32 protein-coding genes and 1 pseudogene are annotated in these 24399 nt (G+C 51.4%); 18 read left to right on the top strand and 15 right to left on the bottom strand.

Annotated features, from left to right (window positions below; genetic code table 11):
- Positions 1 to 55 precede the first annotated feature (55 nt).
- The 12 genes and pseudogenes from ATB02_RS20955 to ATB02_RS21010 form a co-directional block, all read right to left on the bottom strand.
- A pseudogene (locus ATB02_RS20955) lies at positions 56 to 1546 on the bottom strand (replication endonuclease); the annotation flags it as partial.
- Between the two features lie 6 nt (positions 1547 to 1552).
- Positions 1553 to 1918, bottom strand: a complete 366-nt coding sequence (locus ATB02_RS20960; RefSeq protein WP_000599381.1) for a hypothetical protein — start codon at positions 1916 to 1918, stop codon at positions 1553 to 1555.
- Between the two features lie 111 nt (positions 1919 to 2029).
- Positions 2030 to 2221 carry a hypothetical protein gene (locus ATB02_RS26770; RefSeq protein ID WP_000013440.1) on the bottom strand — a complete coding sequence of 64 codons (192 nt, stop codon included), beginning with the start codon at positions 2219 to 2221 and terminating at the stop codon, positions 2030 to 2032.
- A gap of 322 nt (positions 2222 to 2543) precedes the next feature.
- Entirely contained in the window at positions 2544 to 2843 is a 300-nt protein-coding gene (locus ATB02_RS20975; protein ID WP_000104314.1) for a hypothetical protein, read from the bottom strand.
- A complete protein-coding gene (locus ATB02_RS20980; protein WP_000153703.1) occupies positions 2840 to 3106 on the bottom strand; it encodes a MarR family transcriptional regulator in 267 nt (88 codons plus the stop codon). Before ATB02_RS20980 ends, ATB02_RS20975 begins: the two co-directional genes overlap by 4 nt.
- Positions 3103 to 3306 carry a hypothetical protein gene (locus tag ATB02_RS20985; RefSeq protein ID WP_000985157.1) on the bottom strand — a complete coding sequence of 68 codons (204 nt, stop codon included), beginning with the start codon at positions 3304 to 3306 and terminating at the stop codon, positions 3103 to 3105. The genes ATB02_RS20980 and ATB02_RS20985 overlap by 4 nt, the downstream gene beginning before the upstream one ends.
- An 86-nt stretch (positions 3307 to 3392) precedes the next feature.
- Positions 3393 to 3506 carry a hypothetical protein gene (locus ATB02_RS26245; protein WP_000021652.1) on the bottom strand — a complete coding sequence of 38 codons (114 nt, stop codon included), beginning with the start codon at positions 3504 to 3506 and terminating at the stop codon, positions 3393 to 3395.
- Positions 3503 to 3745: a DUF4754 family protein gene (locus tag ATB02_RS20990; protein WP_000514277.1), complete on the bottom strand. Its 243-nt coding sequence runs from the start codon at positions 3743 to 3745 to the stop codon at positions 3503 to 3505. The genes ATB02_RS26245 and ATB02_RS20990 overlap by 4 nt, the downstream gene beginning before the upstream one ends.
- Positions 3746 to 3756: 11 nt before the next feature.
- On the bottom strand, positions 3757 to 4044 hold the full coding sequence (locus tag ATB02_RS20995) for a hypothetical protein (RefSeq protein WP_000158965.1): 288 nt from the start codon (positions 4042 to 4044) through the stop codon (positions 3757 to 3759).
- A 10-nt stretch (positions 4045 to 4054) separates the two neighbouring features.
- Positions 4055 to 4396, bottom strand: coding sequence for a DUF4761 family protein (locus ATB02_RS21000; protein WP_000813360.1), 342 nt, complete (start codon positions 4394 to 4396; stop codon positions 4055 to 4057).
- Between the two features lie 252 nt (positions 4397 to 4648).
- Complete coding sequence (locus ATB02_RS21005) at positions 4649 to 4855, bottom strand: hypothetical protein (protein WP_000200503.1); 207 nt, start codon at positions 4853 to 4855, stop codon at positions 4649 to 4651.
- A 6-nt stretch (positions 4856 to 4861) separates the two neighbouring features.
- On the bottom strand, positions 4862 to 5149 hold the full coding sequence (locus ATB02_RS21010; protein WP_000004249.1) for a Cox family DNA-binding protein: 288 nt from the start codon (positions 5147 to 5149) through the stop codon (positions 4862 to 4864).
- Positions 5150 to 5262: 113 nt separating this feature from the next.
- Between ATB02_RS21010 and ATB02_RS21015 the strand changes: the two genes are divergently transcribed.
- The 18 genes from ATB02_RS21015 (at position 5263) to rpnB (ending at position 22243) form a co-directional block, all read left to right on the top strand.
- Positions 5263 to 5583 carry a helix-turn-helix domain-containing protein gene (locus ATB02_RS21015; RefSeq protein ID WP_001390705.1) on the top strand — a complete coding sequence of 107 codons (321 nt, stop codon included), beginning with the start codon at positions 5263 to 5265 and terminating at the stop codon, positions 5581 to 5583.
- 96 nt (positions 5584 to 5679) lie between these two features.
- On the top strand, positions 5680 to 6684 hold the full coding sequence (locus ATB02_RS21020) for a phage integrase (RefSeq protein ID WP_000023404.1): 1005 nt from the start codon (positions 5680 to 5682) through the stop codon (positions 6682 to 6684).
- A gap of 158 nt (positions 6685 to 6842) precedes the next feature.
- Positions 6843 to 8000, top strand: coding sequence for a 4-phosphoerythronate dehydrogenase PdxB (pdxB, locus tag ATB02_RS21025; RefSeq protein WP_089705591.1), 1158 nt, complete (start codon positions 6843 to 6845; stop codon positions 7998 to 8000).
- Between the two features lie 65 nt (positions 8001 to 8065).
- A complete protein-coding gene (locus ATB02_RS21030) occupies positions 8066 to 9079 on the top strand; it encodes an aspartate-semialdehyde dehydrogenase (RefSeq protein WP_001289165.1) in 1014 nt (337 codons plus the stop codon).
- Positions 9079 to 9891, top strand: coding sequence for a tRNA pseudouridine(38-40) synthase TruA (gene truA / locus ATB02_RS21035; protein ID WP_105272180.1), 813 nt, complete (start codon positions 9079 to 9081; stop codon positions 9889 to 9891). The genes ATB02_RS21030 and truA overlap by 1 nt, the downstream gene beginning before the upstream one ends.
- Positions 9892 to 9973: 82 nt before the next feature.
- Positions 9974 to 10633 carry a DedA family protein gene (locus ATB02_RS21040; RefSeq protein WP_000364335.1) on the top strand — a complete coding sequence of 220 codons (660 nt, stop codon included), beginning with the start codon at positions 9974 to 9976 and terminating at the stop codon, positions 10631 to 10633.
- Between the two features lie 155 nt (positions 10634 to 10788).
- Complete coding sequence (gene accD, locus ATB02_RS21045) at positions 10789 to 11703, top strand: acetyl-CoA carboxylase, carboxyltransferase subunit beta (protein ID WP_000118404.1); 915 nt, start codon at positions 10789 to 10791, stop codon at positions 11701 to 11703.
- A gap of 69 nt (positions 11704 to 11772) precedes the next feature.
- Positions 11773 to 13041 carry a bifunctional tetrahydrofolate synthase/dihydrofolate synthase gene (gene folC / locus ATB02_RS21050; protein WP_032184709.1) on the top strand — a complete coding sequence of 423 codons (1269 nt, stop codon included), beginning with the start codon at positions 11773 to 11775 and terminating at the stop codon, positions 13039 to 13041.
- Positions 13031 to 13693, top strand: a complete 663-nt coding sequence (gene dedD / locus ATB02_RS21055) for a cell division protein DedD (protein ID WP_105272181.1) — start codon at positions 13031 to 13033, stop codon at positions 13691 to 13693. The genes folC and dedD overlap by 11 nt, the downstream gene beginning before the upstream one ends.
- Positions 13694 to 14133: 440 nt before the next feature.
- Positions 14134 to 14622: a colicin V production protein gene (gene cvpA / locus ATB02_RS21060; RefSeq protein ID WP_032184707.1), complete on the top strand. Its 489-nt coding sequence runs from the start codon at positions 14134 to 14136 to the stop codon at positions 14620 to 14622.
- A 36-nt stretch (positions 14623 to 14658) separates the two neighbouring features.
- Entirely contained in the window at positions 14659 to 16176 is a 1518-nt protein-coding gene (purF, locus tag ATB02_RS21065; RefSeq protein ID WP_000334228.1) for an amidophosphoribosyltransferase, read from the top strand.
- A gap of 94 nt (positions 16177 to 16270) precedes the next feature.
- Positions 16271 to 16840: a flavin prenyltransferase UbiX gene (ubiX, locus tag ATB02_RS21070; RefSeq protein WP_000825697.1), complete on the top strand. Its 570-nt coding sequence runs from the start codon at positions 16271 to 16273 to the stop codon at positions 16838 to 16840.
- A gap of 264 nt (positions 16841 to 17104) precedes the next feature.
- Positions 17105 to 17887: a lysine/arginine/ornithine ABC transporter substrate-binding protein ArgT gene (argT, locus tag ATB02_RS21075; RefSeq protein WP_000748235.1), complete on the top strand. Its 783-nt coding sequence runs from the start codon at positions 17105 to 17107 to the stop codon at positions 17885 to 17887.
- Positions 17888 to 18104: 217 nt separating this feature from the next.
- Positions 18105 to 18887 carry a histidine ABC transporter substrate-binding protein HisJ gene (gene hisJ / locus ATB02_RS21080; RefSeq protein WP_000737621.1) on the top strand — a complete coding sequence of 261 codons (783 nt, stop codon included), beginning with the start codon at positions 18105 to 18107 and terminating at the stop codon, positions 18885 to 18887.
- A gap of 89 nt (positions 18888 to 18976) precedes the next feature.
- A complete protein-coding gene (hisQ, locus tag ATB02_RS21085; RefSeq protein WP_000965505.1) occupies positions 18977 to 19663 on the top strand; it encodes a histidine ABC transporter permease HisQ in 687 nt (228 codons plus the stop codon).
- Positions 19660 to 20376: an ABC transporter permease gene (locus tag ATB02_RS21090; protein ID WP_000569957.1), complete on the top strand. Its 717-nt coding sequence runs from the start codon at positions 19660 to 19662 to the stop codon at positions 20374 to 20376. Before hisQ ends, ATB02_RS21090 begins: the two co-directional genes overlap by 4 nt.
- 7 nt (positions 20377 to 20383) lie before the next feature.
- Positions 20384 to 21157, top strand: coding sequence for a histidine ABC transporter ATP-binding protein HisP (gene hisP / locus ATB02_RS21095; protein ID WP_001293612.1), 774 nt, complete (start codon positions 20384 to 20386; stop codon positions 21155 to 21157).
- 195 nt (positions 21158 to 21352) lie between these two features.
- The gene (gene rpnB, locus ATB02_RS21100; protein ID WP_000156119.1) at positions 21353 to 22243 is read left to right on the top strand and encodes a recombination-promoting nuclease RpnB; all 891 of its coding nucleotides are present in this window, start codon (positions 21353 to 21355) and stop codon (positions 22241 to 22243) included.
- Positions 22244 to 22290: 47 nt separating this feature from the next.
- Here rpnB and ATB02_RS21105 read toward each other — a convergent pair whose 3' ends face one another.
- From ATB02_RS21105 to yfcG, 3 genes are read right to left on the bottom strand one after another with little or no spacing between them, the layout of a single operon-like run.
- Positions 22291 to 23184: a TIGR01777 family oxidoreductase gene (locus tag ATB02_RS21105; protein WP_105272182.1), complete on the bottom strand. Its 894-nt coding sequence runs from the start codon at positions 23182 to 23184 to the stop codon at positions 22291 to 22293.
- A gap of 20 nt (positions 23185 to 23204) precedes the next feature.
- Positions 23205 to 23567, bottom strand: coding sequence for a dihydroneopterin triphosphate 2'-epimerase (gene folX, locus ATB02_RS21110; RefSeq protein ID WP_000068452.1), 363 nt, complete (start codon positions 23565 to 23567; stop codon positions 23205 to 23207).
- Between the two features lie 56 nt (positions 23568 to 23623).
- Positions 23624 to 24271: a GSH-dependent disulfide bond oxidoreductase gene (yfcG, locus tag ATB02_RS21115; RefSeq protein ID WP_105272183.1), complete on the bottom strand. Its 648-nt coding sequence runs from the start codon at positions 24269 to 24271 to the stop codon at positions 23624 to 23626.
- Between the last annotated feature and the right edge of the window lie 128 nt (positions 24272 to 24399).

Raw genomic sequence — 24399 nt, forward strand, 5'->3', positions numbered from 1 at the left:
GAATCAGGAGAGCAGATTACCCCCTGGATCTGATTTCAGGCGTTGGGTGTGGATCACTATTGCACCGTTCGTGACAGTAGGTGGCGATGTAGCTGGTTGGCGTGCCTTTTGAGCCGTCGACGTACTCCGCCTTAAAGCGTGGGGTAATATCATCACCCAGCTCGTGACGATCTTCCTGAATGGCAATATCGCGGGTGTGGGACACAATGGTGTCGATTTCTTCCGGATGAGCAAAGACCATCATATGCCAGTGCACGGTGCCGTCATGGTGAGGCTCCACCGTGCGGATGCCATACCAGCGCAGGCCGTCGCGGTTCAGTTTCTTGCGGACCGCCGCAAAAAACGTGTTAACCAGGTAATCGCTGGAGTCGCGCATGGTGGCCCCGTTCCATTTGGGATTCGGATGACCGTTCTCTGTTGTGGCGTGGTATTTTGACGGGCAGGTGATGGTCAGAAACACCGCTTTGTCGCCACGGGCTTCGGCCAGAAGTTCCAGCCCCTTCATGGTGGCCATCATTTCTGCCTTACGGTGAACCGGGTTACTTACTCCCGCGTAATACACTGTCTCGAGATCAATCGTGAACCCGTCTTCGTTTTCCAGCATGAAACTTTTCAGGAAATCGCGTGTTTTCTCGCGCTGTGCGCGAAACTCGCTTAACGCGTCCTGGCTCAGATAGGGCGATGTTTTTCTGGAAACCAGACAGGCGGCGCGGAGTTGTTCTTCCCGCCACTCGCAACGTAACAGCCACAGTTTGCGTTTCCACCATTCCGCACAGGTCAGGCGAAGGATTGCGCCCGGTAACAGTTCCGTATCCGGATCGCTCTTGTTCAGAGCTTCGTAATGTGGCGGCATGGCGTGCAGGTGTAACGCCATGCGGGCCAGCATCTGATACGCCTTCAGCGTTACATCCATGGTCAGTTCGCCATCGGTCGCGCCAAAGCCATCGCAGAGTTTTTCGAAGGTGCTGCTGAACATCGCCGCCGTCATGGTGGCCAGCGTCTGTATCTGGTGCTGGTTGAGCTGCGGCAGGTAAAGCAAATCATCCAGGCGTTCGCGTCCGGCAAGGGAGCGATAACCCTGTGTCAGCCAGCGGTGATCGGTGCGCTCCAGACGTTCGAATATTTTGCGCAGGTTTCCGCGCGCGTAGCGTTCAGCCTGCCAGCTCTTTTTGCCTTTCTGACGATCGGCTTCCTGTTTTTTGCGCAGGAAGGAGAGGTGGCGAATAAGCGGATCGCGCAGATAGGACGGCAGCAGGCGCAGCGAAGCCATGGCTTCATCCACCGCGCCGCGTGCCTGTTTTCTGGCGTCTCCTGCCAGTGTGATGGTTTTGTCCTGTTTTTCCTGTGCGTCCAGGCTTTTATTAATCAGGTTGCCCAGCGGCGTTGCGGAGAACGCCGCATCAGCCATTTCCTGGCAGCGCTCGTTCTCTACCCGGTAGGCATCCAGCCAGGAGGAAAGCGCGGATTCAGGAGCGGGGATCCCCGTTCCTTCACGCCCCACTGCGTGGCGCGGTTGTTGCCAGTCCCTGATGTACTCTGCCGTCATAGTGATTTACTTCGACATGCCATTCAGGGTGTCGCGGCAGACTGTAGCCAGCCGCTGAATTTCCAGCACGGTGTCTTCTGTGTCGGCATGGCGATGTGTGATGCGGATGCTGTCGGCAATCACATCGACGATTGCAGAGGATGGGCGCTGGTAAATGCCAATAACGGACGGGGTGCCACCTTCAATGCGGTAAAGCCTGTAATTTCCCTCGTGGCTGTCAATCATGTAGCGACCATCAATAACAATCTTTCCGTCAGCGAGCTGCGGTACAGGCAGGGATTTCAGGTACATGTCATAACGATCACGCACGCGAGCGGCAAGATCACGTTCTGTGTTGAGCAGGTATTCAAGAAAGTCGTTGGCGAGAATCATTGCGGCAATCCTCTTGTTACAGATGTGCGAAGGCCTCCCGCCGCAAGGTGCAGGAAAGGCCCGGAACAGGAATTAATGGAGTTTGTTTTGCTGCTGGATGAGCTGTTGAAGCTAGTGCAGATCATCCGCCAGATAGCTGAAAACAGAGGCGGAATAAATGTTTGATAGTGCGTGGCTGCGCTCATGCAGCATATTGATGTGCATGATTTGCGCGACGCGTGATGCGCGGGAAAGTCTGCGGTTGATTTCAGTCTGGATGTGACGACGCTCCGCGATAGCGCGGTGTGGTTTGCGGTTTGCCATGGTGTGGCCCCTTGTGTAGTAAGTTGTGAAAACTCACCATCCAGAGCTGCGAAACTGTGGGTGGCGAGACGTACGAGGTTCGCAGTACCGGCTACACAAGAACCCGGCCCGACCGAAGTCGGCCCCGTACGCCCCGCCATAATTCTGACGCGAAAAAAACGTGGCAATACAGTACGCACAAAAAAACCGCTGGCGCGGTTGTGCGCTTGTGTAGTCAGCAGGCTGCGAAACCCGACACCCGTTTTGTGAGGTGCAGCGGAAATGTAACCTGACTGATTGCGGCATGGCAAGCGGTTTTTTTGTGTGTGCATGTTCTGGTTTCTTACTGGTTCAGAAAAAAATCAAAAACCTTGTCAATGCGTTGCAGCAGCTCTTGCTGTATTGCTTCCGGTGTTTCCGGTTCGCCTGGCGCCTTCAACGTCGCGCAGAAATCAGCGATTTCATGATGGAGCGTCAGGCGAATGGCAGGAGCCGTGGTTCTGGCGTGCTCCAGCTCATCCAGCAGTGCCAGCACAGCAGACGGCGAGAGCATTGCGCGAAATACCAGTAATTTTTGAGGCGTTGCCATTCGTTGCAGGGCAAATGCCAGTTCGCGTAGCTTCTGGTGATTGATGGTGCTCATGCTCTGGTTTCCTTCAGCAGCTGGTTAAACATGTGAGTAAGTGGATTGCTACACCCGAACGGCATCGGGTTTACGTGGTAAGAAGCTTGGCCTCCTGCTTTGCGAGCGCGACCACCTGTGCTGCGGTTTGTTCTGATGACTAAGCCGCCGCGCCAGAGTCGGCGTAACTCAGCATTGATGGCTGTGGTTGGGGTATTCAGTGCTGCGGCGATTTCTCCGCCGCTACAACCCGGATGGGTAGCGATGTAGTCCAGAATGGTCATCTGCGTGGCTCCTGTACCTGTCGGATAAGATTCACCCGCGCCACGTTGGTGGCGCAGAAGTAAGTGCCGTCAGTGAGGTAGATGTGGTGTGCATCCTTTTCTGAACGGTGTTTGTCGATTGTGGTAATCAGGCGTTCGTCGACTTCGTATTCACGCCCTCTGGAGGTAAAACGAACGACAGGAAAATGCTTAATTGCCATTACGCCTCCTTGGCGTGTGCGAATACCTCCGCTAATGCGGATTGTTTTTACATTTTCTTATTTTATCTGTGGTTTTATTTGCTCTGTTATTCGCCAGTGAAAAAACGTTCAATCTTTTTTATTGAATGAATAATTCGCATAATCCCAATAGCGCAGGCCACCGAAATAATCAGAACAAGCCATGAGATAAATATACTCATGCGATATTCCCCAGCTTATACGGTTCAATATGTTCCCCGCATTCTGCGGCACAGATCAGCTCGGAAAGTTCGTTAAGTGCATCCAGATCATCAGCGTAAAAAGCCACGTCATACAGACTTCGGATTGCTCTGGTCAATGAGTCACGGGCCGCACGTTCAGCATGAGCGCCTGATGCACTTAAGCGAAAATAAAAACGCTCAAGTGCTTTGTTAATGAGAGTTTTATATTCTTTGCCCATCACAACGCCCTTTAATCTGCTTTCTGTATTTCAGCTTCTGAATCCATACAAATAATTTCGATATAGGGTTCATCGCCATTAGCCTGGCGTGCCTTTTCAGCTTCGCTAATGATTTCTCGTACGGTCTGGTACGGAAGTTCCAGAAGCAGTCGCGTGCCGTTCAGATAAACGTAAGTGGCTTCGTCGGCTCCGTTTTTACCCGCCGGAGTCACTCCGTCAATAGCGGATGCACGTAATAACAGTTCACCGCGAAAATCAATAAAACGGATAAATACACCTTGTGCATGGTCTTTGGTCATAAAGCACCTGTTATAAATCAGCCTGTTTAATAAAACTTTGCCCGCGAAGCAGACGATCAACCGTGCGAAGTGCTTCGTATAATGTGAAATCCTGCCCGAACTGATTGTCGCCACTGCTTAGAGCAAAAATGCGGTTTCCGGTAAACGGATTGTGTGGGCATTTGTGGATCACGATTCCAGCTTTCTCAATCAGCCAGGCATGCTCGCCGATTTGTTTTACTGGGTAGCCATCCGGCGTTGCGTGTGTATCACTCAGGCTGTAGCGGATGTTGCTGCGTGATGCACTGGTAGCAAAACGGTTAGCGTGGCGTTCTGCACCATTGCGAAAGCGTGAATTACGTTGCTGTTTCATGTTAAAGACTCTGTACAGATTTAATTATTCCGGCATAGAGGCTGAACTCAAAATATTTGCGATTAAATCGCATCGCATTGTTTTCACGTTTTGCGGACTGCTGGTTCATTTTCGTTTGCCTCCGCACATGAGAATTGCGCCGCTTAAGAGGTAACCGAAGTTAATTGATAGTATTACAATTAACATAAGGTCCAATTTGTCCATGCCACACATAATTACCCTCATTGCAGTAGTTGTGGGTTGTCAGGTTTCTCACCCGATAAACCAGATAACAAACGCTATAAACATCGCCCCAATAGCTGCCGGGAAAAGTCCTTTGGTATAAGCGGCGATATATTCAATGCTGAGTTCAATAAAGCGTTCTTCATGTCCCGTTAACTTGCGAAACAAATAGATCTCTATTACGCCTATCTCAATAAAAACAAGGGTCAGAATGGCGCTGATGATATGGCTGGTCATTTATGACTAAAGTCCCAGCCACAACAACCATGCGTCGCGGCGTTCTTTCGGTTGCTCAAAAAACGCTTTGCGCATGCCTTCGTTAAATGCTGGCAGATATACCCAGTTTTCTGATGCACGCGTCTTTACTGAACCTGGTTTCACAAAGTCAATTGTCGGTAGCTTTGCTGCGTCAATCATGGTTCTGACTGTGGATTCCTTGCGGCCGATCATCTTGGCGAATAGTTGATATGGCACCGCTTCAAGTGGATATGGTGCTACCTGAATGAACCCCCCAAGCTCTGATTCGCTCATTGTGGTAATCTCCCTAATTCGTTCGAATGGCTCAAAATGGCTTATATCGGCTTATTTGAGTGTTTTTATGTTTGTGCCCGATGTGGCATGTTGCGATGGAGGATATGCCCGATATGGCATCTTTGTCAAGCATGGGTGAAAAATTTCGCCTGATTCGTGAAGCAGAAGGTATGACCCGCCAGGAGTTTGCGGATTGTGTTGGGCTGCCTTATGGGACGGTAACTAACTATGAGGTGAGGGGGAAGCAAGTAACAGAGGGTGCCTTACTTAAGGTTACGAAACACCCTAAATTTAAGAAGTATGCTTATTGGTTATCAACAGATGAAACGATGCCGGAGGTCGGGCAAATTTCTCCGGCTCTCTCTCTTGATGGTTCCTGCAATTCGGAGGGAGATCGCGTTTCAACCGAAACAATCCAAAAATTATCCCGCTGAGGCCAGAAAACTGGTTAGACCTGCTTTTTGTCTGGTCTGATTATTGCTGGAAAGAGGCTGGAGAAATTGTAGAGCGGTTCATTGGAGGGCTTCGTAATGTCGATTAAGAAGCTCGAAGATGGTCGTTATTTGCTGGACATCAGGCCGAACGGACGCAAGGGAAAGCGCGTGCGTAAGGTATTTGACAAAAAATCGGTAGCGGTGGCCACTGAACGCTACATCATGGCGAACGCTGAAAAGCGGGAATATATACAGGGCTACCGTGATCGTCGAACGCTAAATGATTTGCTTGAGTTGTGGTGGATGTATCACGGCCAGCACAGGCGTAAGGCGGAAGAAGACCGAAAACAACTGCGCAACATAATTAATGAGCTTGGCGCTGATATGCAGGCTGTGGATCTTGATAAGCTGAAAATTATCGCGTGGCGTTCTCAAAAGATAGCTGAAGGATTGAAACCGTCATCTGCTAACAGGTACATGAATCGGTTATCCGGAATGTTTACCGTGCTGAAAAAAATAGGTCTTTGGGATGCAGAACATCCAGTAAGGGGAATTTCTATTCTTTATGTATCTCCACGAGAAATGGCGTTCCTGTCACAGAAGGAAGTGGCGCTATTGCTCGATACACTGGAGGGCGACTACTGGCGTGTTGCGCTTTTGTGTTTAAGCACAGGGGCGCGCTGGAGTGAAGCTTGTAAGCTTCGTGGTGAACAGATAGTTCATAACCGTGTAACGTTTCTTGAAACCAAAAATGGCCGGAAGAGAACAGTGCCAATTTCGCAGGCAGTTTGTGAGGCGATCAAAACCAGAGAAACAGGCAGCTTGTTTGAGGTGAAGTACCGGGAATTCTGCCTGGCGCTGAAAAGAGTTAAGCCCGATTTACCAAAAGGCCAGGCTGCACATGTGCTGCGGCATACGTTCGCCAGCCATTTTGTGATGAACGGAGGAAACATTATTGCGCTTCAGAAGATTCTTGGTCACGCAACCATTCAGCAAACAATGGCATATGCGCATTTTGCACCGGATTACCTGCAGGATGCGGTGGCCCTTAATCCGCTGAAAGGTGGCGTAAGTGTCCACGCAGTGTCCACGGGGGATTAATTTTATATAGCCTGAAACGGCTTAAAGGGCGATACTGAATAACAATTTTTCAGTATTGCCCGTCTAAATGGTTATGTTGTTATCTGTATGATTATTAATGTTTTTTCAGATTAAACAGCAGTTTGCAAATGGGCGTTTGTTGATAAAGGAGCCTTAGATTGTCAGAGACTGAAAAAGGGTTAAAAATCCTTGTTGATGAAAATATGCCTTATGCCCGCGACTTATTTAGCCGTTTGGGTGAGGTGACTGCGGTTCCGGGGCGTCCAATCCCAGTAGCTCAACTGGCAGATGCGGATGCGCTGATGGTGCGTTCGGTCACGAAAGTGAATGAATCTTTGCTGGCAGGAAAACCCATTAAATTTGTTGGCACAGCCACAGCGGGAACCGACCATGTCGATGAAGCATGGTTAAAGCAGGCGGGAATTGGTTTTTCCGCAGCACCTGGCTGTAATGCGATTGCTGTGGTGGAATATGTTTTCTCCTCACTGCTGATGCTTGCTGAACGCGATGGATTTTCACTGCATGAGCGTACCGTGGGGATCGTGGGCGTTGGTAACGTTGGTCGGCGTTTACAGGCGCGACTGGAAGCGCTGGGGATCAAAACCTTGCTTTGCGATCCGCCGCGTGCCGATCGTGGGGATGAGGGCGATTTCCGTTCGTTGGATGAATTAGTCCAGCATGCGGATATCCTGACATTCCATACGCCACTCTTTAAAGACGGACCGTACAAAACGCTGCATCTGGCGGACGAAAAACTGATTCGTAACCTGAAGCCGGGAGCGATCTTGATTAACGCCTGCCGTGGCGCAGTCGTCGATAATACTGCCCTGTTGACCTGTCTGAATGAAGGGCAGAAGTTAAGCGTAGTGCTGGATGTCTGGGAAGGCGAACCGGAACTCAACGTAGAATTGCTGAAAAAAGTGGATATCGGCACGCCGCATATTGCGGGCTACACCCTCGAAGGTAAAGCCCGTGGCACTACGCAAGTATTTGAAGCGTATAGCAAGTTTATTGGGCATGAGCAACACGTTGCGCTTGATACGTTGCTACCCGCGCCAGAATTTGGCCGTATTACACTGCATGGTCCGCTCGATCAACCGACGCTGAAAAGGCTGGTGCATTTGGTGTATGATGTGCGCCGCGATGACGCACCGCTGCGTAAAGTCGCCGGGATACCGGGTGAGTTCGATAAACTGCGCAAAAACTATCTTGAGCGCCGTGAATGGTCATCTCTGTATGTGATTTGTGATGACGCCAGTGCGGCATCATTGCTGTGTAAACTGGGTTTTAACGCCGTTCATCATCCGGCACGTTAATCTCTTCTTCATGCTCTCTGCTGTAATATTGGCAGGGAGCTTTGCTATTTCTGGAGTAAACCACCATGTCTGAAGGCTGGAACATTGCCGTCCTGGGCGCAACTGGCGCTGTGGGCGAAGCCCTGCTTGAAACGCTGGCTGAACGTCAGTTCCCGGTTGGGGAAATTTATGCACTGGCACGTAACGAAAGCGCAGGCGAACAACTGCGCTTTGGTGGTAAGACAATCACCGTGCAGGATGCCGCTGAATTCGACTGGACGCAGGCGCAACTGGCGTTTTTTGTCGCAGGCAAAGAAGCTACCGCTGCCTGGGTTGAAGAAGCGACCAACTCAGGTTGCCTGGTGATCGACAGCAGCGGATTGTTTGCTCTCGAACCTGACGTACCGCTGGTGGTGCCGGAAGTTAACCCGTTTGTACTGACCGATTACCGCAACCGAAATGTCATCGCCGTACCGGACAGCCTGACCAGCCAGCTGTTGGCAGCACTGAAACCGTTAATCGATCAGGGCGGTTTGTCACGTATCAGCGTCACCAGCCTGATTTCTGCCTCCGCCCAGGGTAAAAAAGCGGTCGATGCGTTAGCAGGGCAGAGCGCGAAACTGTTGAACGGTATTCCGATTGATGAAGAGGATTTCTTCGGTCGTCAGCTGGCGTTCAACATGCTGCCGTTACTGCCGGATAGTGAAGGTAGCGTGCGTGAAGAACGTCGTATCGTTGACGAAGTACGCAAAATCCTGCAAGACGAAGGGCTGATGATTTCGGCAAGCGTCGTCCAGGCACCGGTTTTCTACGGTCATGCCCAGATGGTCAACTTTGAAGCACTGCGTCCGCTGGCGGCAGAAGAAGCGCGTGATGCGTTTGCCCAGGGCGAAGATATTGTGCTCTCTGAAGAGAACGAATTCCCGACGCAGGTGGGGGATGCTTCTGGTACGCCGCATCTTTCCGTTGGCTGTGTACGCAATGACTACGGTATGCCGGAGCAAGTCCAGTTCTGGTCAGTGGCCGATAATGTTCGCTTTGGCGGCGCGCTGATGGCAGTAAAAATCGCCGAGAAACTGGTGCAGGAGTATCTGTACTAATGTCCGACCAGCAACAATCGCCAGTTTACAAAATTGCGCTGGGCATTGAGTACGACGGTAGTAAGTATTACGGCTGGCAACGGCAGAACGAAGTACGCAGTGTACAGGAGAAGCTGGAAAAGGCGCTCTCCCAGGTGGCGAACGAACCGATCACCGTCTTCTGCGCCGGGCGTACCGACGCAGGCGTACACGGTACAGGGCAGGTTGTGCATTTCGAAACGACCGCGCAGCGCAAAGACGCTGCGTGGACGTTGGGCGTAAATGCGAATTTACCTGGTGACATCGCCGTGCGTTGGGTTAAAGCTGTACCTGATGATTTTCATGCCCGATTTAGCGCCACGGCTCGCCGTTATCGCTACATCATCTACAATCATCGGCTGCGTCCGGCAGTGCTGAGTAAAGGGGTAACCCATTTTTACGAACCGCTGGACGCTGAACGGATGCATCGGGCCGCGCAATGCCTGCTGGGCGAGAATGATTTCACCTCGTTCCGTGCGGTGCAGTGCCAGTCCCGAACCCCGTGGCGCAACGTTATGCATATTAACGTCACGCGTCACGGTCCTTATGTGGTGGTAGATATCAAAGCAAATGCCTTTGTACATCATATGGTGAGGAATATTGTCGGCAGCCTGATGGAAGTCGGTGCCAACAACCAGCCGGAGAGCTGGATAGCAGAACTGCTGGCAGCAAAGGACAGAACGCTGGCGGCAGCAACGGCAAAAGCGGAAGGGCTGTATCTGGTCGCGGTGGATTACCCTGACCGGTTTGATCTTCCAAAACCGCCAATGGGCCCGCTATTTCTGGCGGACTAACGAGAATAAAGCTCGGAAAATTTCAGGCTGTAGCCAACGTAGTTACGGCCTGAGAGATAACGAGTACAAGGCATAGGCTAATATGGACCTGATTTATTTCCTCATCGATTTTATCCTGCACATTGACGTGCATCTGGCAGAACTGGTCGCAGAGTACGGCGTCTGGGTTTATGCCATCCTGTTTTTGATTTTGTTCTGTGAAACCGGTCTGGTGGTAACGCCGTTCTTACCGGGAGATTCGCTGCTGTTTGTTGCAGGGGCACTGGCCTCGCTTGAAACCAACGATCTCAATGTTCATATGATGGTGGTACTGATGTTAATTGCCGCGATTGTTGGTGATGCGGTCAACTACACCATAGGACGGTTGTTCGGTGAGAAATTATTCAGTAATCCGAACTCGAAAATTTTTCGTCGTAGCTATCTCGACAAAACTCATCAGTTTTATGAAAAACACGGCGGCAAAACCATTATTCTCGCCCGTTTTGTGCCGATCGTCAGAACGTTTGCCCCCTTTGTCGCAGGGATGGGCCACATGTCGTACCGTCATTTCGCTGCCTATAACGTGATCGGCGCACTGTTGTGGGTACTGCTTTTTACCTACGCAGGCTATTTCTTCGGTACAATTCCGATGGTTCAGGATAACCTTAAGCTGCTGATCGTCGGGATTATTGTGGTTTCCATTTTGCCGGGCGTCATCGAAATTATCCGTCACAAACGCGCTGCGGCACGCGCCGCAAAATAAAAAGTAACTCCGCGGTTCGACCACTTTTTTATCCAAAGTTTCGGGCTGTTATGTTTTAATGTGCAACATTCATGGTCTGTTGGGGGCAAAAATGGCATTATGCGTCCCCAAAGATAAAACTGGCATCGAACCAGGTTCAGACAGAAAGGTCCCTAATGAGCTGGATTGAACGAATTAAAAGCAACATTACTCCCACCCGCAAGGCGAGCATTCCTGAAGGTGTGTGGACTAAGTGTGATAGCTGCGGTCAGGTTTTATACCGCGCTGAGCTGGAACGTAATCTTGAGGTCTGTCCGAAGTGTGACCATCACATGCGTATGACAGCGCGTAATCGCCTGCATAGCCTGTTAGATGAAGGAAGCCTTGTGGAGCTGGGTAGCGAGCTTGAGCCGAAAGATGTGCTGAAGTTTCGTGACTCCAAGAAATATAAAGACCGTCTGGCATCTGCGCAGAAAGAAACCGGCGAAAAAGATGCGCTGGTGGTGATGAAAGGCACCCTGTATGGAATGCCGGTTGTCGCTGCGGCATTCGAGTTCGCCTTTATGGGCGGTTCCATGGGGTCTGTGGTAGGTGCACGTTTCGTACGTGCCGTTGAGCAGGCGCTGGAAGATAACTGCCCGCTGATCTGCTTCTCCGCCTCTGGTGGCGCACGTATGCAGGAAGCACTGATGTCGCTGATGCAGATGGCGAAAACCTCTGCGGCGCTGGCAAAAATGCAGGAGCGCGGCTTGCCGTACATCTCCGTGCTGACCGACCCGACCATGGGCGGTGTTTCTGCAAGTTTCGCCATGCTGGGCGATCTCAACATCGCTGAACCGAAAGCGTTAATCGGCTTTGCCGGTCCGCGTGTTATCGAACAGACCGTTCGCGAAAAACTGCCGCCAGGATTCCAGCGCAGTGAATTCCTGATCGAGAAAGGCGCCATCGACATGATCGTCCGTCGTCCGGAAATGCGCCTGAAACTGGCGAGCATTCTGGCGAAGTTGATGAATTTGCCAGCGCCGAATCCTGAAGCGCCGCGTGAAGGCGTAGTGGTGCCACCGGTACCGGATCAGGAACCTGAGGCCTGATAACTGATAAGGGCAGGGCCACTGGCTCTGCCCTTTTGCTATTCTCACCGTAACGAATCAGCGGATACCATGATTATCAAACGCACTCCTCAAGCCGCGTCGCCTCTGGCTTCGTGGCTTTCTTATCTGGAAAACCTGCACAGTAAAACTATCGATCTTGGCCTTGAGCGCGTAAGCCAGGTCGCGGCACGTCTTGGCGTTCTGAAACCAGCGCCATTTGTATTTACCGTTGCGGGTACGAATGGCAAAGGCACCACCTGCCGTACGCTGGAGTCGATTCTGATGGCGGCAGGGTACAAAGTGGGCGTCTACAGTTCGCCGCATCTGGTGCGTTATACCGAGCGCGTTCGTGTGCAGGGCCAGGAATTGCCGGAATCGGCCCACACAGCCTCTTTTGCGGAGATTGAATCAGCACGCGGTGATATTTCCCTGACCTATTTCGAGTACGGTACGCTGTCGGCGTTGTGGCTGTTCAAACAGGCACAACTTGACGTGGTGATTCTGGAAGTAGGGCTGGGCGGTCGTCTGGACGCAACCAATATTGTCGATGCTGATGTTGCGGTGGTGACCAGCATTGCGCTGGATCATACCGACTGGTTGGGGCCAGATCGCGAAAGCATTGGTCGTGAGAAAGCAGGGATTTTCCGCAATGAAAAACCGGCAATTGTCGGAGAGCCTGAAATGCCTTCTACCATTGCTGATGTGGCGCAGGAAAAAGGCGCACTGTTACAACGTCGGGGCGTTGAGTGGAACTATTCCGTCACCGATCATGACTGGACGTTTAGCGATGCTCACGGCACGCTGGAAAATCTGCCGTTGCCGCTTGTCCCGCAACCGAATGCCGCAACGGCACTGGCGGCACTGCGTGCCAGCGGGCTGGAGGTCAGTGAAAATGCCATTCGCGACGGGATTGCCAGCGCAATTTTGCCAGGACGTTTCCAGATTGTGAGCGAGTCGCCACGCGTTATTTTTGATGTCGCGCATAATCCACATGCGGCGGAATATCTCACCGGGCGTATGAAAGCGCTACCGAAAAACGGGCGCGTGCTGGCGGTTATCGGTATGCTACATGATAAAGATATTGCCGGAACTCTGGCCTGGTTGAAAAGCGTGGTTGATGACTGGTATTGTGCGCCACTGGAAGGGCCGCGCGGTGCCACGGCAGAACAACTGCTTGAGCATTTGGGTAACGGCAAATCATTTGATAGCGTGGCGCAGGCATGGGATGCCGCAATGGCGGACGCTAAAGCGGAAGATACCGTGCTGGTGTGTGGTTCGTTCCACACGGTCGCACATGTCATGGAAGTGATTGACGCGAGGAGAAGCGGTGGCAAGTAAGTTTCAGAATCGGTTAGTGGGTACGATCGTGCTGGTGGCGCTGGGGGTGATTGTACTTCCAGGGTTGCTGGACGGGCAGAAAAAACATTATCAGGATGAGTTCGCGGCAATCCCTCTGGTGCCAAAAGCGGGCGATCGCGATGAGCCTGATATGATGCCAGCCGCCACCCAGGCGCTGCCGACGCAGCCGCCGGAAGGCGCAGCGGAAGAGGTGCGGGCAGGTGATGCCGCAGCACCGTCGCTCGATCCGGCCACTATTGCAGCTAATAACACCGAGTTTGAACCGGAACCTGCACCGGTCGCCCCACCGAAGCCGAAACCGGTGGAACCGCCTAAACCGAAGGTTGAAGCAGCACCTGCGCCGAAGCCAGAACCGAAACCGATCGTGGAAGAAAAAGCCGCCCCGACGGGTAAAGCGTATGTCGTCCAGCTGGGCGCGCTGAAAAATGCCGATAAAGTGAATGAGATTGTCGGTAAGCTGCGCGGTGCCGGTTATCGGGTTTATACGTCGCCATCCACGCCAGTGCAGGGTAAAATTACCCGTATTCTGGTTGGGCCTGATGCTTCCAAAGAGAAGCTGAAAGGATCGCTGGGTGAACTCAAGCAGCTTTCTGGCTTAAGTGGCGTGGTGATGGGCTATACACCGAATTAATACGGTTTTGCCTGATGCGACGCTGGCGCGTCTTATCAGGCCTGCGCAGGGGTAGAACCGTAGGTCGAATAAGGCGTTCACGCCGCATCCGACAGTCGTTGCCTGATGCGACGCTGGCGCGTCTTATCAGGCCTGTGCAGGAGTAGAACCGTAGGTCGGATAAGGCGTTCACGCCGCATCCGACAGTCGTTGCCTGATGCGACGCTGGCGCGTCTTATCAGGCCTACACAGGGGTAGAACCGTAGGTCGGATCAGGCGTTCACGCCGCATCCGACACGCATTGCCCGATGCCGCAAAGGCATGAAAAGTCGATGGCGTTGAATATTTTTTCAGCGCCATTTTTATTGATGCGTGGGAAGGAAATCCCTACGCAAACGTTTTCTTTTTCTGTTAGAATGCGCCCCGAACAGGATGACAGGGCGTAAAATCGTGGGACACATATGGTCTGGATTGATTACGCCATAATCGCGGTGATTGCTTTTTCCTCTCTGGTTAGCCTGATCCGCGGCTTTGTTCGTGAAACGTTATCGCTGGTGACATGGGGTTGTGCTTTCTTTGTCGCCAGTCATTACTACACTTACCTGTCAGTCTGGTTTACGGGCTTTGAAGACGAACTGGTTCGAAATGGGATTGCCATCGCGGTACTGTTTATCGCGACACTGATCGTTGGCGCTATCGTGAACTTCGTGATAGGTCAGTTGGTTGAGAAAACCCACCTGACGGGCACCGACCGGGTGCTGGGCGTCTGTTTCGGTGCGTTGCGCGGTGTGTTGATTGTTGCTGCCATTCTCTTCTTTCTCGACTCCTTTACCGGGGTGTCGAAAAGCGAAGACTGGAGCAAATCACAGCTGATCCCGCAGTTCAGTTTTATCATCAGATGGTTTTTTGATTATCTGCAAAGCTCGTCAAGTTTCTTGCCCAGAGCGTAAGTGCTCTGAGATGTGGCTTAACGAGGAAAAAGACGTATGTGCGGTATTGTCGGTATCGCCGGTGTTATGCCGGTTAACCAGTCGATTTATGATGCCTTAACGGTGCTTCAGCATCGCGGTCAGGATGCCGCCGGCATCATCACCATTGATGCCAATAACTGCTTCCGTTTGCGTAAAGCGAACGGGCTGGTGAGCGATGTCTTCGAAGCTCGCCATATGCAGCGTTTGCAGGGCAATATGGGCATTGGTCATGTGCGTTACCCCACGGCTGGTAGCTCCAGCGCCTCTGAAGCGCAGCCGTTTTACGTTAACTCCCCGTATGGCATCACGCTTGCCCACAACGGCAATCTGACCAACGCTCATGAGTTGCGTAAAAAACTGTTTGAAGAAAAACGCCGCCACATCAACACCACTTCCGACTCGGAAATTCTGCTTAATATCTTCGCCAGCGAGCTGGACAACTTCCGCCACTACCCGCTGGAAGCCGACAACATCTTCGCCGCCATCGCCGCTACAAACCGCTTAATCCGCGGTGCGTATGCCTGTGTGGCGATGATTATCGGCCACGGTATGGTGGCTTTCCGCGATCCTAACGGTATTCGTCCGCTGGTACTGGGAAAACGTGATATTGACGAGAACCGCACAGAATATATGGTCGCTTCTGAAAGCGTTGCGCTCGATACCCTGGGCTTTGAGTTCCTGCGTGATGTCGCCCCAGGCGAGGCGATTTACATCACTGAAGAAGGGCAGCTGTTTACCCGCCAGTGCGCTGACAACCCGGTCAGCAATCCATGCTTGTTCGAGTATGTTTACTTTGCCCGACCAGACTCGTTCATCGACAAAATTTCCGTTTACAGCGCGCGTGTGAATATGGGCACCAAGCTGGGCGAGAAAATTGCTCGCGAATGGGAAGATCTGGATATCGACGTGGTGATCCCAATTCCGGAAACCTCGTGTGATATCGCGCTGGAAATTGCTCGTATTCTGGGCAAACCGTACCGCCAGGGCTTTGTGAAAAACCGCTATGTTGGCCGCACCTTCATTATGCCTGGCCAGCAGCTGCGTCGTAAGTCCGTGCGCCGTAAACTGAACGCCAACCGCGCCGAGTTCCGCGATAAAAATGTCCTGCTGGTCGACGACTCCATCGTCCGTGGCACCACTTCTGAGCAGATTATCGAGATGGCACGCGAAGCCGGAGCGAAGAAAGTGTACCTCGCTTCTGCGGCACCGGAAATTCGCTTCCCGAACGTTTACGGGATTGATATGCCAAGCGCCACGGAGCTTATCGCTCACGGTCGCGAAGTAGATGAAATTCGCCAGATCATCGGTGCTGATGGTTTGATTTTCCAGGATCTGAATGATCTGATCGAAGCCGTCCGTGCGGAAAACCCGGATATCCAGCAGTTTGAATGCTCGGTGTTCAACGGCGTTTACGTCACCAAAGATGTTGATCAGGGCTACCTCGATTTTCTCGATACTTTACGTAATGACGACGCTAAAGCCGTGCAACGTCAGAACGAAGTGGAAAATCTCGAAATGCATAACGAAGGATGATGCCTTCGCTCAGGGTGCCGGTCTGGCACCCTGACTTGCAACTCCCGCCGAAATCCTGCAAAGTCTGCCTGCAAGTCTGACAGGGCAACTATTTATGAAACGACTCATTGTGGGCATCAGCGGTGCCAGCGGCGCGATTTATGGCGTACGATTATTACAGGTTCTGCGCGATGTCACAGATATCGAAACGCATCTGGTAATGAGCCAGGCGGCGCGCCAGACCTTATCCCTTGAAACGGATTTCTCCCTGCGTGATGTGCAGGCATTAGCCGATGTCACGCACGATGCGCGCGATATTGCCGCCAGCATCTCTTCTGGTTCTTTCCAGACGTTGGGGATGGTGATTTTACCCTGTTCAATCAAAACCCTGTCCGGCATTGTGCATAGCTATACGGATGGCTTACTGACCCGTGCGGCAGATGTGGTGCTGAAAGAGCGTCGCCCGCTGGTGCTCTGCGTGCGTGAAACACCGTTGCACTTAGGCCACCTGCGTTTAATGACTCAGGCGGCAGAAATCGGTGCGGTAATTATGCCTCCCGTTCCGGCATTTTATCATCGCCCACAATCCCTTGATGATGTGATAAATCAGACGGTTAACCGTGTTCTTGACCAGTTTGCGATAAATCTACCCGAAGATCTCTTTGCCCGCTGGCAGGGCGCATAACTCCACTGTTGTCCTGTTTCAGGGCAATTTTGCAACCGCGATCAAATCCTCAACATTTTGTTCCTGCCATTCAATCTAAACGCTGCGATCCAACCGCCATACCTGCTATCTTCAACTTCAGGACAATAATGCAACGTCTTATTAACATATTTAACGTTGAATGTTACTGTTGTCGTCAAGATGGCATAAGACCTGCATGAACGAGCCTGCAAACACACAACACAATACACAATATAAAAAAGCCATTTCACTTGAGGGTTATGTATGAAGAAGTCGATTCTCGCTCTGTCTTTGTTAGTCGGGATTTCCGCAGCAGCTTCCAGCTACGCGGCACTGCCGGAGACGGTACGTATCGGAACGGATACCACCTATGCACCGTTCTCATCGAAAGATGCCAAAGGTGACTTTGTTGGCTTTGATATCGATCTCGGTAACGAGATGTGCAAACGGATGCAGGTGAAATGTACCTGGGTTGCCAGTGACTTTGACGCGCTGATCCCCTCACTGAAAGCGAAAAAGATCGACGCCATTATTTCGTCGCTCTCCATTACGGATAAACGTCAGCAGGAGATTGCCTTCTCCGACAAACTGTACGCCGCAGACTCTCGTCTGATTGCTGCCAAAGGTTCACCGATTCAGCCAACGCTGGATTCACTGAAAGGTAAACATGTTGGTGTGCTGCAGGGATCAACCCAGGAAGCGTATGCCAATGATAACTGGCGCAGTAAGGGTGTCGATGTGGTGGCCTATGCTAACCAGGATTTGGTCTATTCCGATCTGGCTGCAGGACGCCTGGATGCCGCTCTGCAAGATGAGGTTGCTGCCAGCGAAGGTTTCCTCAAGCAACCTGCCGGTAAAGATTTCGCTTTTGCAGGCCCTTCAGTGAAAGACAAAAAATACTTCGGTGACGGCACCGGTGTCGGGCTACGTAAAGATGATGCTGAACTGACGGCTGCGTTTAATAAGGCGCTTGGCGAGCTGCGTCAGGACGGCACCTACGACAAGATGGCGAAAAAGTATTTCGACTTTAATGTCTACGGTGACTGATACGTCGCAGGGAAGCTGTACCTGATGGAATGATCATGGTGCACGCCAGGTTTGTTGCACTATCGTGGTGCATTAAAATGCATACTTAAGCATTTTTAATGAAAAATAATACGTCTAACGGGGCGGGATATTTTGCCTTGATGGTCAATTTTATGGCACGATAAGTGTAACAAACCTGTAAATATTCCCTATAAAAAGACTGTCAGTTGAGGACATTATGAAAAAACTGGTGCTATCGCTCTCTCTGGTTCTGGCCTTCTCCAGCGCAACGGCGGCGTTTGCTGCGATTCCGCAAAACATCCGCATCGGTACCGATCCGACCTATGCGCCATTTGAATCAAAAAATTCACAAGGTGAACTGGTTGGCTTCGACATCGATCTGGCGAAGGAATTGTGCAAACGCATCAATACGCAATGTACGTTTGTCGAAAACCCGCTGGATGCGTTAATCCCGTCCTTAAAAGCGAAGAAGATTGACGCCATCATGTCATCGCTTTCCATTACGGAAAAACGTCAGCAGGAAATTGCCTTCACCGACAAACTGTACGCTGCCGACTCTCGTCTGGTAGTGGCGAAAAATTCCGACATTCAGCCGACAGTCGAGTCGCTGAAAGGCAAGCGCGTAGGCGTATTGCAGGGCACCACCCAGGAGACGTTCGGTAACGAACACTGGGCACCAAAAGGCATTGAAATCGTCTCTTATCAGGGGCAGGACAACATTTATTCTGACCTGACTGCCGGACGTATTGATGCCGCATTCCAGGATGAGGTCGCCGCCAGCGAAGGTTTCCTCAAACAACCCGTTGGTAAAGATTACAAATTCGGTGGCCCGTCTGTTAAAGATGAAAAACTGTTTGGCGTAGGTACCGGCATGGGTCTGCGTAAAGAAGATAACGAACTGCGCGAGGCACTGAACAAAGCCTTTGCCGAAATGCGCGCTGACGGTACTTACGAGAAATTAGCGAAAAAGTACTTCGATTTTGATGTTTATGGTGGTTAATCGCCATCGGTGAAAGAAAGCCCGCTCCCTTCGGGTAACCGGAGGGAGACAAGAGGCGGTAATTCACCACACACGACAGGACAGGCAGCATGTTGTATGGGTTTTCAGGTGTTATTTTACAGGGTGCGCTCGTCACGCTGGAGCTGGCTATCAGCTCTGTAGTGCTCGCTGTAATCATCGGTTTAATTGGCGCTGGCGGTAAGCTCTCGCAAAATCGGTTTTCGGGGCTCATTTTTGAAGGGTATACCACGCTGATTCGTGGCGTGCCGGATTTAGTGTTGATGCTGCTGATTTTCTACGGTTTGCAGATTGCGCTAAACACGGTGACGGAGGCGATGGGCGTCGGGCAGATTGATATTGATCCGATGGTCGCAGGTATTATCACTCTCGGTTTTATCTACGGTGCTTACTTCACCGAAACGTTCCGTGGCGCGTTTATGGCAGTGCCAAAAGGGCATATAGAGGCGGCAACGGCGTTCGGTTTTACTCGTGGGCAAGTGTTTCGGCGGATTATGTTTCCGGCGATGATGCGTTACGCCCTGCCAGGCATTGGCAACAACTGGCAGGTGATTCTCAAATCTACCGCTTTGGTTTCGTTACTCGGCCTGGAAGATGTGGTCAAAGCCACGCAACTGGCAGGCAAAAGTACCTGGGAACCGTTCTATTTCGCCATCGTCTGTGGCGTGATTTACCTGGTTTTCACCACCGTTTCCAATGGTGTGCTGCTGTTCCTTGAGCGCCGCTACTCCGTGGGTGTGAAGAGGGCTGACCTGTGATCGAAATCTTACATGAATACTGGAAACCGCTGTTGTGGACCGACGGTTATCGCTTTACCGGTGTGGCGATTACCCTTTGGTTGCTGATTTTGTCGGTTGTGATAGGTGGAGTTCTGGCGCTGTTTCTGGCGATTGGTCGCGTCTCCAGCAATAAATACATCCAGTTTCCAATCTGGTTATTTACCTATATTTTTCGCGGTACACCGCTGTATGTTCAATTGCTGGTGTTCTATTCCGGCATGTACACGCTGGAGATTGTTAAGGGTACCGAGTTCCTTAACGCCTTTTTCCGCAGTGGCCTGAATTGTACTGTGCTGGCGCTGACGCTTAACACCTGTGCTTACACCACCGAGATTTTTGCCGGAGCAATCCGTTCGGTACCGCACGGAGAAATTGAAGCCGCCAGAGCCTATGGCTTTTCGACCTTTAAAATGTATCGCTGCATTATTTTGCCTTCAGCGCTGCGTATTGCGTTACCGGCCTACAGTAATGAAGTAATCCTGATGCTGCACTCTACTGCGCTGGCGTTTACGGCCACGGTGCCGGATCTGCTGAAAATAGCCCGTGATATTAACGCTGCCACGTATCAACCTTTTACCGCCTTCGGTATCGCCGCGGTGCTCTATTTAATCATCTCTTATGTCCTGATCAGTCTGTTCCGCAAAGCGGAAAAACGCTGGTTGCAGCATGTGAAACCGTCTTCAACGCACTGAGAATACGATGTCCGAGAATAAATTAAACGTTATCGATTTGCACAAACGCTACGGCGAACACGAAGTGCTGAAAGGGGTCTCACTGCAAGCGAATGCCGGTGATGTCATAAGTATCATCGGTTCGTCGGGATCGGGGAAAAGTACCTTTCTGCGCTGCATTAACTTCCTCGAAAAACCGAGTGAAGGATCGATCGTCGTTAACGGCCAGACGATCAATCTGGTGCGCGATAAAGACGGTCAACTCAAAGTCGCCGATAAAAATCAGCTGCGCTTACTGCGCACACGCCTGACGATGGTATTCCAGCACTTCAATCTCTGGAGCCATATGACGGTGCTGGAAAACGTCATGGAAGCGCCGATTCAGGTGTTAGGCCTGAGCAAGCAGGAAGCGCGCGAGCGGGCGGTGAAGTATCTGGCGAAAGTCGGGATAGACGAACGTGCGCAGGGGAAATACCCGGTGCATCTGTCCGGTGGTCAGCAACAGCGTGTTTCTATCGCGCGGGCGCTGGCAATGGAACCGGAAGTTCTGCTGTTTGATGAACCTACCTCGGCGCTCGATCCTGAACTGGTAGGCGAAGTGCTGCGTATTATGCAGCAACTGGCAGAAGAGGGAAAAACCATGGTGGTGGTGACTCACGAAATGGGCTTTGCTCGCCATGTTTCTACTCACGTCATTTTTCTCCATCAGGGGAAAATAGAGGAAGAAGGCGCGCCGGAGCAGTTATTTGGCAACCCGCAAAGCCCTCGTCTGCAACAGTTCCTTAAGGGATCGCTGAAATAATTCCCTCTCCGGTGGCTAACGCTGCCGGAGTATTTCATGGGGAATTTGCGAGTCCGCTTCCGCTGAAATGTAAAAGTTGCAGTCCGCTAAAAATACTTCTGAATTCGCTGTCCAAAGATAAAAACTGCCTGCTGCATTGGGTGTAAATCGTGGTTATTGTCGCGTCATCTTAAATTTGAGGGGTGACGGAACGCCATGACAATATCGACAACTTCCACGCCGCATGATGCGGTATTTAAATCTTTTTTACGCCATCCAGACACCGCGCGGGATTTTATTGATATTCATCTTCCCGCGCCGCTGCGCAAACTGTGTGATTTAACGACGCTCAAACTGGAACCAAACAGTTTTATTGATGAAGACCTGCGGCAATATTATTCCGACCTCTTGTGGTCTGTGAAAACGCAGGAGGGAGCGGGTTATATTTATGTGGTGATAGAGCACCAAAGTAAGCCGGAGGAATTAATGGCTTTTCGCATGATGCGCTATTCCATCGCGGCGATGCAAAACCATCTGGATGCAGGCTATAAAGAGCTTCCATTGGTGATCCCAATGCTGTTTTATCATGGTTGCAGAAGTCCTTATCCTTATTCACTCTGCTGGCTTGATGAATTTGCCGAGCCTGCTATAGCCCGCAAAATATATTCATCGGCTTTTCCGCTGGTGGATATTACCGTGGTGCCGGATGACGAGATTATGCAACATCGCAAAATGGCGCTGTTGGAGTTAATTCAGAAACATATTCGTCAGCGCGATCTGTTGGGATTAGTCGACCAAATTGTTTCGCTGCTAGTTACAGGGAACACTAATGACAGACAGCTAAAAGCCCTGTTTAATTACGTATTACAAACGGGAGATGCGCAGCGTTTCCGTGCATTTATTGGTGAGATAGCGGAACGAGCACCACAAGAAAAGGAGAAACTGATGACCATTGCTGACAGATTACGTGAAGAAGGCGCAATGCAGGGCAAACACGAAGAAGCTCTGCGTATTGCTCAGGAGATGCTGGAAAAAGGATTTGACCACGAAGTCATCCTGACGCTGACCCGACTTTCACCAGACGACCTTATCGCGCAAAGCCACTAACCCTGTAACACCGGGAGTTAACTGGTGGATGTTTACAGTAAACCACATCAGCGAACGACATCCGCCAGCGCCTCTTCTAAATCGTACCAGCGAAACGCAAAACCCGCTTCTTCCAGCCGTTTAGGCAGCGCGCGTTGTCCACCTAATAGCAGTACTGAAGATTCGCCCATTAACAGTCGAATGGCGGTCGCGGGGACGCGCAAAATGGCCGGACGATGCAGAGCATGACTGAGCGCATGGGCAAATTGTTCATTGCGTACCGGGTAGGGCGAAACCATATTAAATGGCCCGCGCAGCTCGTTATCCAGCAGCCAGAGAATACCATTGACCATATCATCGATATGAATCCAGGCCAGATACTGCCGACCGGAGCCAATCGGCCCGCCCAGGCCAAGACGAAACGGCGGCAGCATTTTACCGAGGATACCGCCATCCGGTGCCAGCACCACACCGGTACGCAGCAGGCACACACGCGTTTTGTCGCTTTGCGCCCGACAGGCAATTTCTTCCCAACGAGCGCAGAGTTTATGGGTAAATTCGTTATGCGGCGGTTCCTCTTCGGTAACCACCACTTCACCTAAGTCGCCATAATAGCCCGTTGCCGAACCGGAAATGAGTACCGACGGCGGCGTGTCGCTGGCATTAATTACATCGACCAGTTTTTGCGTGATATTCCAGCGGCTTTGGCAGAGACGATCTTTTTGCTCGTGAGTCCAGCGTTTATCAGCAATCGGTTCTCCAGCCAGGTTGATTACCGCATCAACGCCGTTGAGGTTGCTTTGATCGGCAAGCCCTTGCCATAGTGTCACCCGGGGGCCGAGAACGGAGCTGGCTTTCTGCGGATTACGCGTCACTACCGTGATTTGATGGCTCAGCTCCAGCAAACGCGGAATCAAATGACGACCAATTAATCCCGTCCCTCCGGTGATCACTATGTTCATGCAGCCTCCCGATATGGCGGTTAACGCTGCCAGCTTAAGGTCATGGATACCGAATCGGCGTAGCGCAGCGCGTGCAGTTTATCGATCTCTACTTCAGCATACGTCACCCAGTGATGTTCACGTGCGATATCGAGCACATCCTGAGTTAATTTTTCCAGCAAAGAGAAACGGTTATTCTCTACGTGCTGAATAATGTTTTTCGTTACGGTGCGATAATTCAGCGCATCGTTGATATCTTCGCTGGTGCGCGCTTTATCGGCGGGGTAGTGGATCGCCACGTTGATAACAATATCCTGACGGTTGTTAATCTCTTCGTCCTTAATTCCGATAAACGTACGTAAACGAAGGTTCTTTATACGAATAATAGCGGCAGGTTGTGCCATTGCAGGTTCTCCGTTGTTTTACTTAGTATTAAATAATACACGAGAACCTGTTTCTGTTAACTATCCGAACGCTCATCACCGAGTTGTGCTTTTAGTAGTGCCTGACCGGTGGCAGGGCGCGAACGGATCCGTTCATGCCAGTTCTTAACTGCAGGATACATTGCGAGGTCAATGCGCTGGCGAGTCCAGGCATTAACCCACGGCCAGCAGGCAATATCCGCAATGCTGTAGTTTTCTCCGCCCAACCAGGGCGAGTTTTCCAGCCGCTTGTTCAGCACGTGATACAGACGCTGAGTTTCAACTTGATAACGTTCAATAGCGTAAGGAATGGTTTGTGGTGCAGCGTGATTAAAATGATGATTTTGCCCAAGCATCGGCCCCAGCCCGCCTACCTGCCAGAATAGCCACTGTAATGTGGTGGCGCGTTCACGCATTTCATGACTCAAAAAGAGTCCCGTTTTCTCCGCCAGATACAACAATATGGCCCCGGACTCAAAGAGGCTTAACGGTTCGCCGCCATCGGCTGGGGAATGATCAACAATTGCCGGAATTTTGTTGTTAGGCGAAATGCGCAAAAATTCCGGGCGAAACTGGCCACCTTTTCCCAGGTCTACCTTAATCAAGCGATAATCCAGTCCAGCCTCTTCGAGAAACAACGTAATTTTGTGACCATTTGGCGTCGGGGCGAAATAGAGATCGATCATTGCAGCTCCGGTTGTCTAATCATCTGAACACCACAAGTATAGAAAGCGCGACGACTTGCGTGAGTATTCGTCACGTGACAGTGACAAAAAGGCTCTATAGTTTGATAGCAATCCCCCTTTATTGCCGA

The organism is Escherichia sp. MOD1-EC5189, assembly GCF_002966045.1.
Classification (GTDB): domain Bacteria; phylum Pseudomonadota; class Gammaproteobacteria; order Enterobacterales; family Enterobacteriaceae; genus Escherichia; species Escherichia coli_F.

Bases quoted from the DNA above. Each gene is read 5' to 3' on its own strand.
- ATB02_RS20985 (WP_000985157.1), bottom strand. From the start codon at position 3,306: ATGGCAATTAAGCATTTTCCTGTCGTTCGTTTTACCTCCAGAGGGCGT.
- ATB02_RS26770 (WP_000013440.1), bottom strand. From the start codon at position 2,221: ATGGCAAACCGCAAACCACACCGCGCTATCGCGGAGCGTCGTCACATC.
- accD (WP_000118404.1), top strand. From the start codon at position 10,789: ATGAGCTGGATTGAACGAATTAAAAGCAACATTACTCCCACCCGCAAG.
- hisQ (WP_000965505.1), top strand. From the start codon at position 18,977: ATGTTGTATGGGTTTTCAGGTGTTATTTTACAGGGTGCGCTCGTCACG.
- rpnB (WP_000156119.1), top strand. From the start codon at position 21,353: ATGACAATATCGACAACTTCCACGCCGCATGATGCGGTATTTAAATCT.
- ATB02_RS20960 (WP_000599381.1), bottom strand. From the start codon at position 1,918: ATGATTCTCGCCAACGACTTTCTTGAATACCTGCTCAACACAGAACGT.
- ATB02_RS21010 (WP_000004249.1), bottom strand. From the start codon at position 5,149: ATGAGCGAATCAGAGCTTGGGGGGTTCATTCAGGTAGCACCATATCCA.
- ATB02_RS21015 (WP_001390705.1), top strand. From the start codon at position 5,263: ATGGCATCTTTGTCAAGCATGGGTGAAAAATTTCGCCTGATTCGTGAA.
- yfcG (WP_105272183.1), bottom strand. From the start codon at position 24,271: ATGATCGATCTCTATTTCGCCCCGACGCCAAATGGTCACAAAATTACG.
- ATB02_RS21105 (WP_105272182.1), bottom strand. From the start codon at position 23,184: ATGAACATAGTGATCACCGGAGGGACGGGATTAATTGGTCGTCATTTG.
- ATB02_RS20980 (WP_000153703.1), bottom strand. From the start codon at position 3,106: ATGACCATTCTGGACTACATCGCTACCCATCCGGGTTGTAGCGGCGGA.
- ATB02_RS21040 (WP_000364335.1), top strand. From the start codon at position 9,974: ATGGACCTGATTTATTTCCTCATCGATTTTATCCTGCACATTGACGTG.
- ATB02_RS20995 (WP_000158965.1), bottom strand. From the start codon at position 4,044: ATGACCAAAGACCATGCACAAGGTGTATTTATCCGTTTTATTGATTTT.
- argT (WP_000748235.1), top strand. From the start codon at position 17,105: ATGAAGAAGTCGATTCTCGCTCTGTCTTTGTTAGTCGGGATTTCCGCA.
- folX (WP_000068452.1), bottom strand. From the start codon at position 23,567: ATGGCACAACCTGCCGCTATTATTCGTATAAAGAACCTTCGTTTACGT.
- purF (WP_000334228.1), top strand. From the start codon at position 14,659: ATGTGCGGTATTGTCGGTATCGCCGGTGTTATGCCGGTTAACCAGTCG.
- ATB02_RS20975 (WP_000104314.1), bottom strand. From the start codon at position 2,843: ATGAGCACCATCAATCACCAGAAGCTACGCGAACTGGCATTTGCCCTG.
- ATB02_RS21000 (WP_000813360.1), bottom strand. From the start codon at position 4,396: ATGAAACAGCAACGTAATTCACGCTTTCGCAATGGTGCAGAACGCCAC.
- ATB02_RS21020 (WP_000023404.1), top strand. From the start codon at position 5,680: ATGTCGATTAAGAAGCTCGAAGATGGTCGTTATTTGCTGGACATCAGG.
- truA (WP_105272180.1), top strand. From the start codon at position 9,079: ATGTCCGACCAGCAACAATCGCCAGTTTACAAAATTGCGCTGGGCATT.
- ATB02_RS26245 (WP_000021652.1), bottom strand. From the start codon at position 3,506: ATGAGTATATTTATCTCATGGCTTGTTCTGATTATTTCGGTGGCCTGC.
- hisJ (WP_000737621.1), top strand. From the start codon at position 18,105: ATGAAAAAACTGGTGCTATCGCTCTCTCTGGTTCTGGCCTTCTCCAGC.
- cvpA (WP_032184707.1), top strand. From the start codon at position 14,134: ATGGTCTGGATTGATTACGCCATAATCGCGGTGATTGCTTTTTCCTCT.
- ATB02_RS21005 (WP_000200503.1), bottom strand. From the start codon at position 4,855: ATGACCAGCCATATCATCAGCGCCATTCTGACCCTTGTTTTTATTGAG.
- ATB02_RS21030 (WP_001289165.1), top strand. From the start codon at position 8,066: ATGTCTGAAGGCTGGAACATTGCCGTCCTGGGCGCAACTGGCGCTGTG.
- ATB02_RS20990 (WP_000514277.1), bottom strand. From the start codon at position 3,745: ATGGGCAAAGAATATAAAACTCTCATTAACAAAGCACTTGAGCGTTTT.
- hisP (WP_001293612.1), top strand. From the start codon at position 20,384: ATGTCCGAGAATAAATTAAACGTTATCGATTTGCACAAACGCTACGGC.
- ubiX (WP_000825697.1), top strand. From the start codon at position 16,271: ATGAAACGACTCATTGTGGGCATCAGCGGTGCCAGCGGCGCGATTTAT.
- folC (WP_032184709.1), top strand. From the start codon at position 11,773: ATGATTATCAAACGCACTCCTCAAGCCGCGTCGCCTCTGGCTTCGTGG.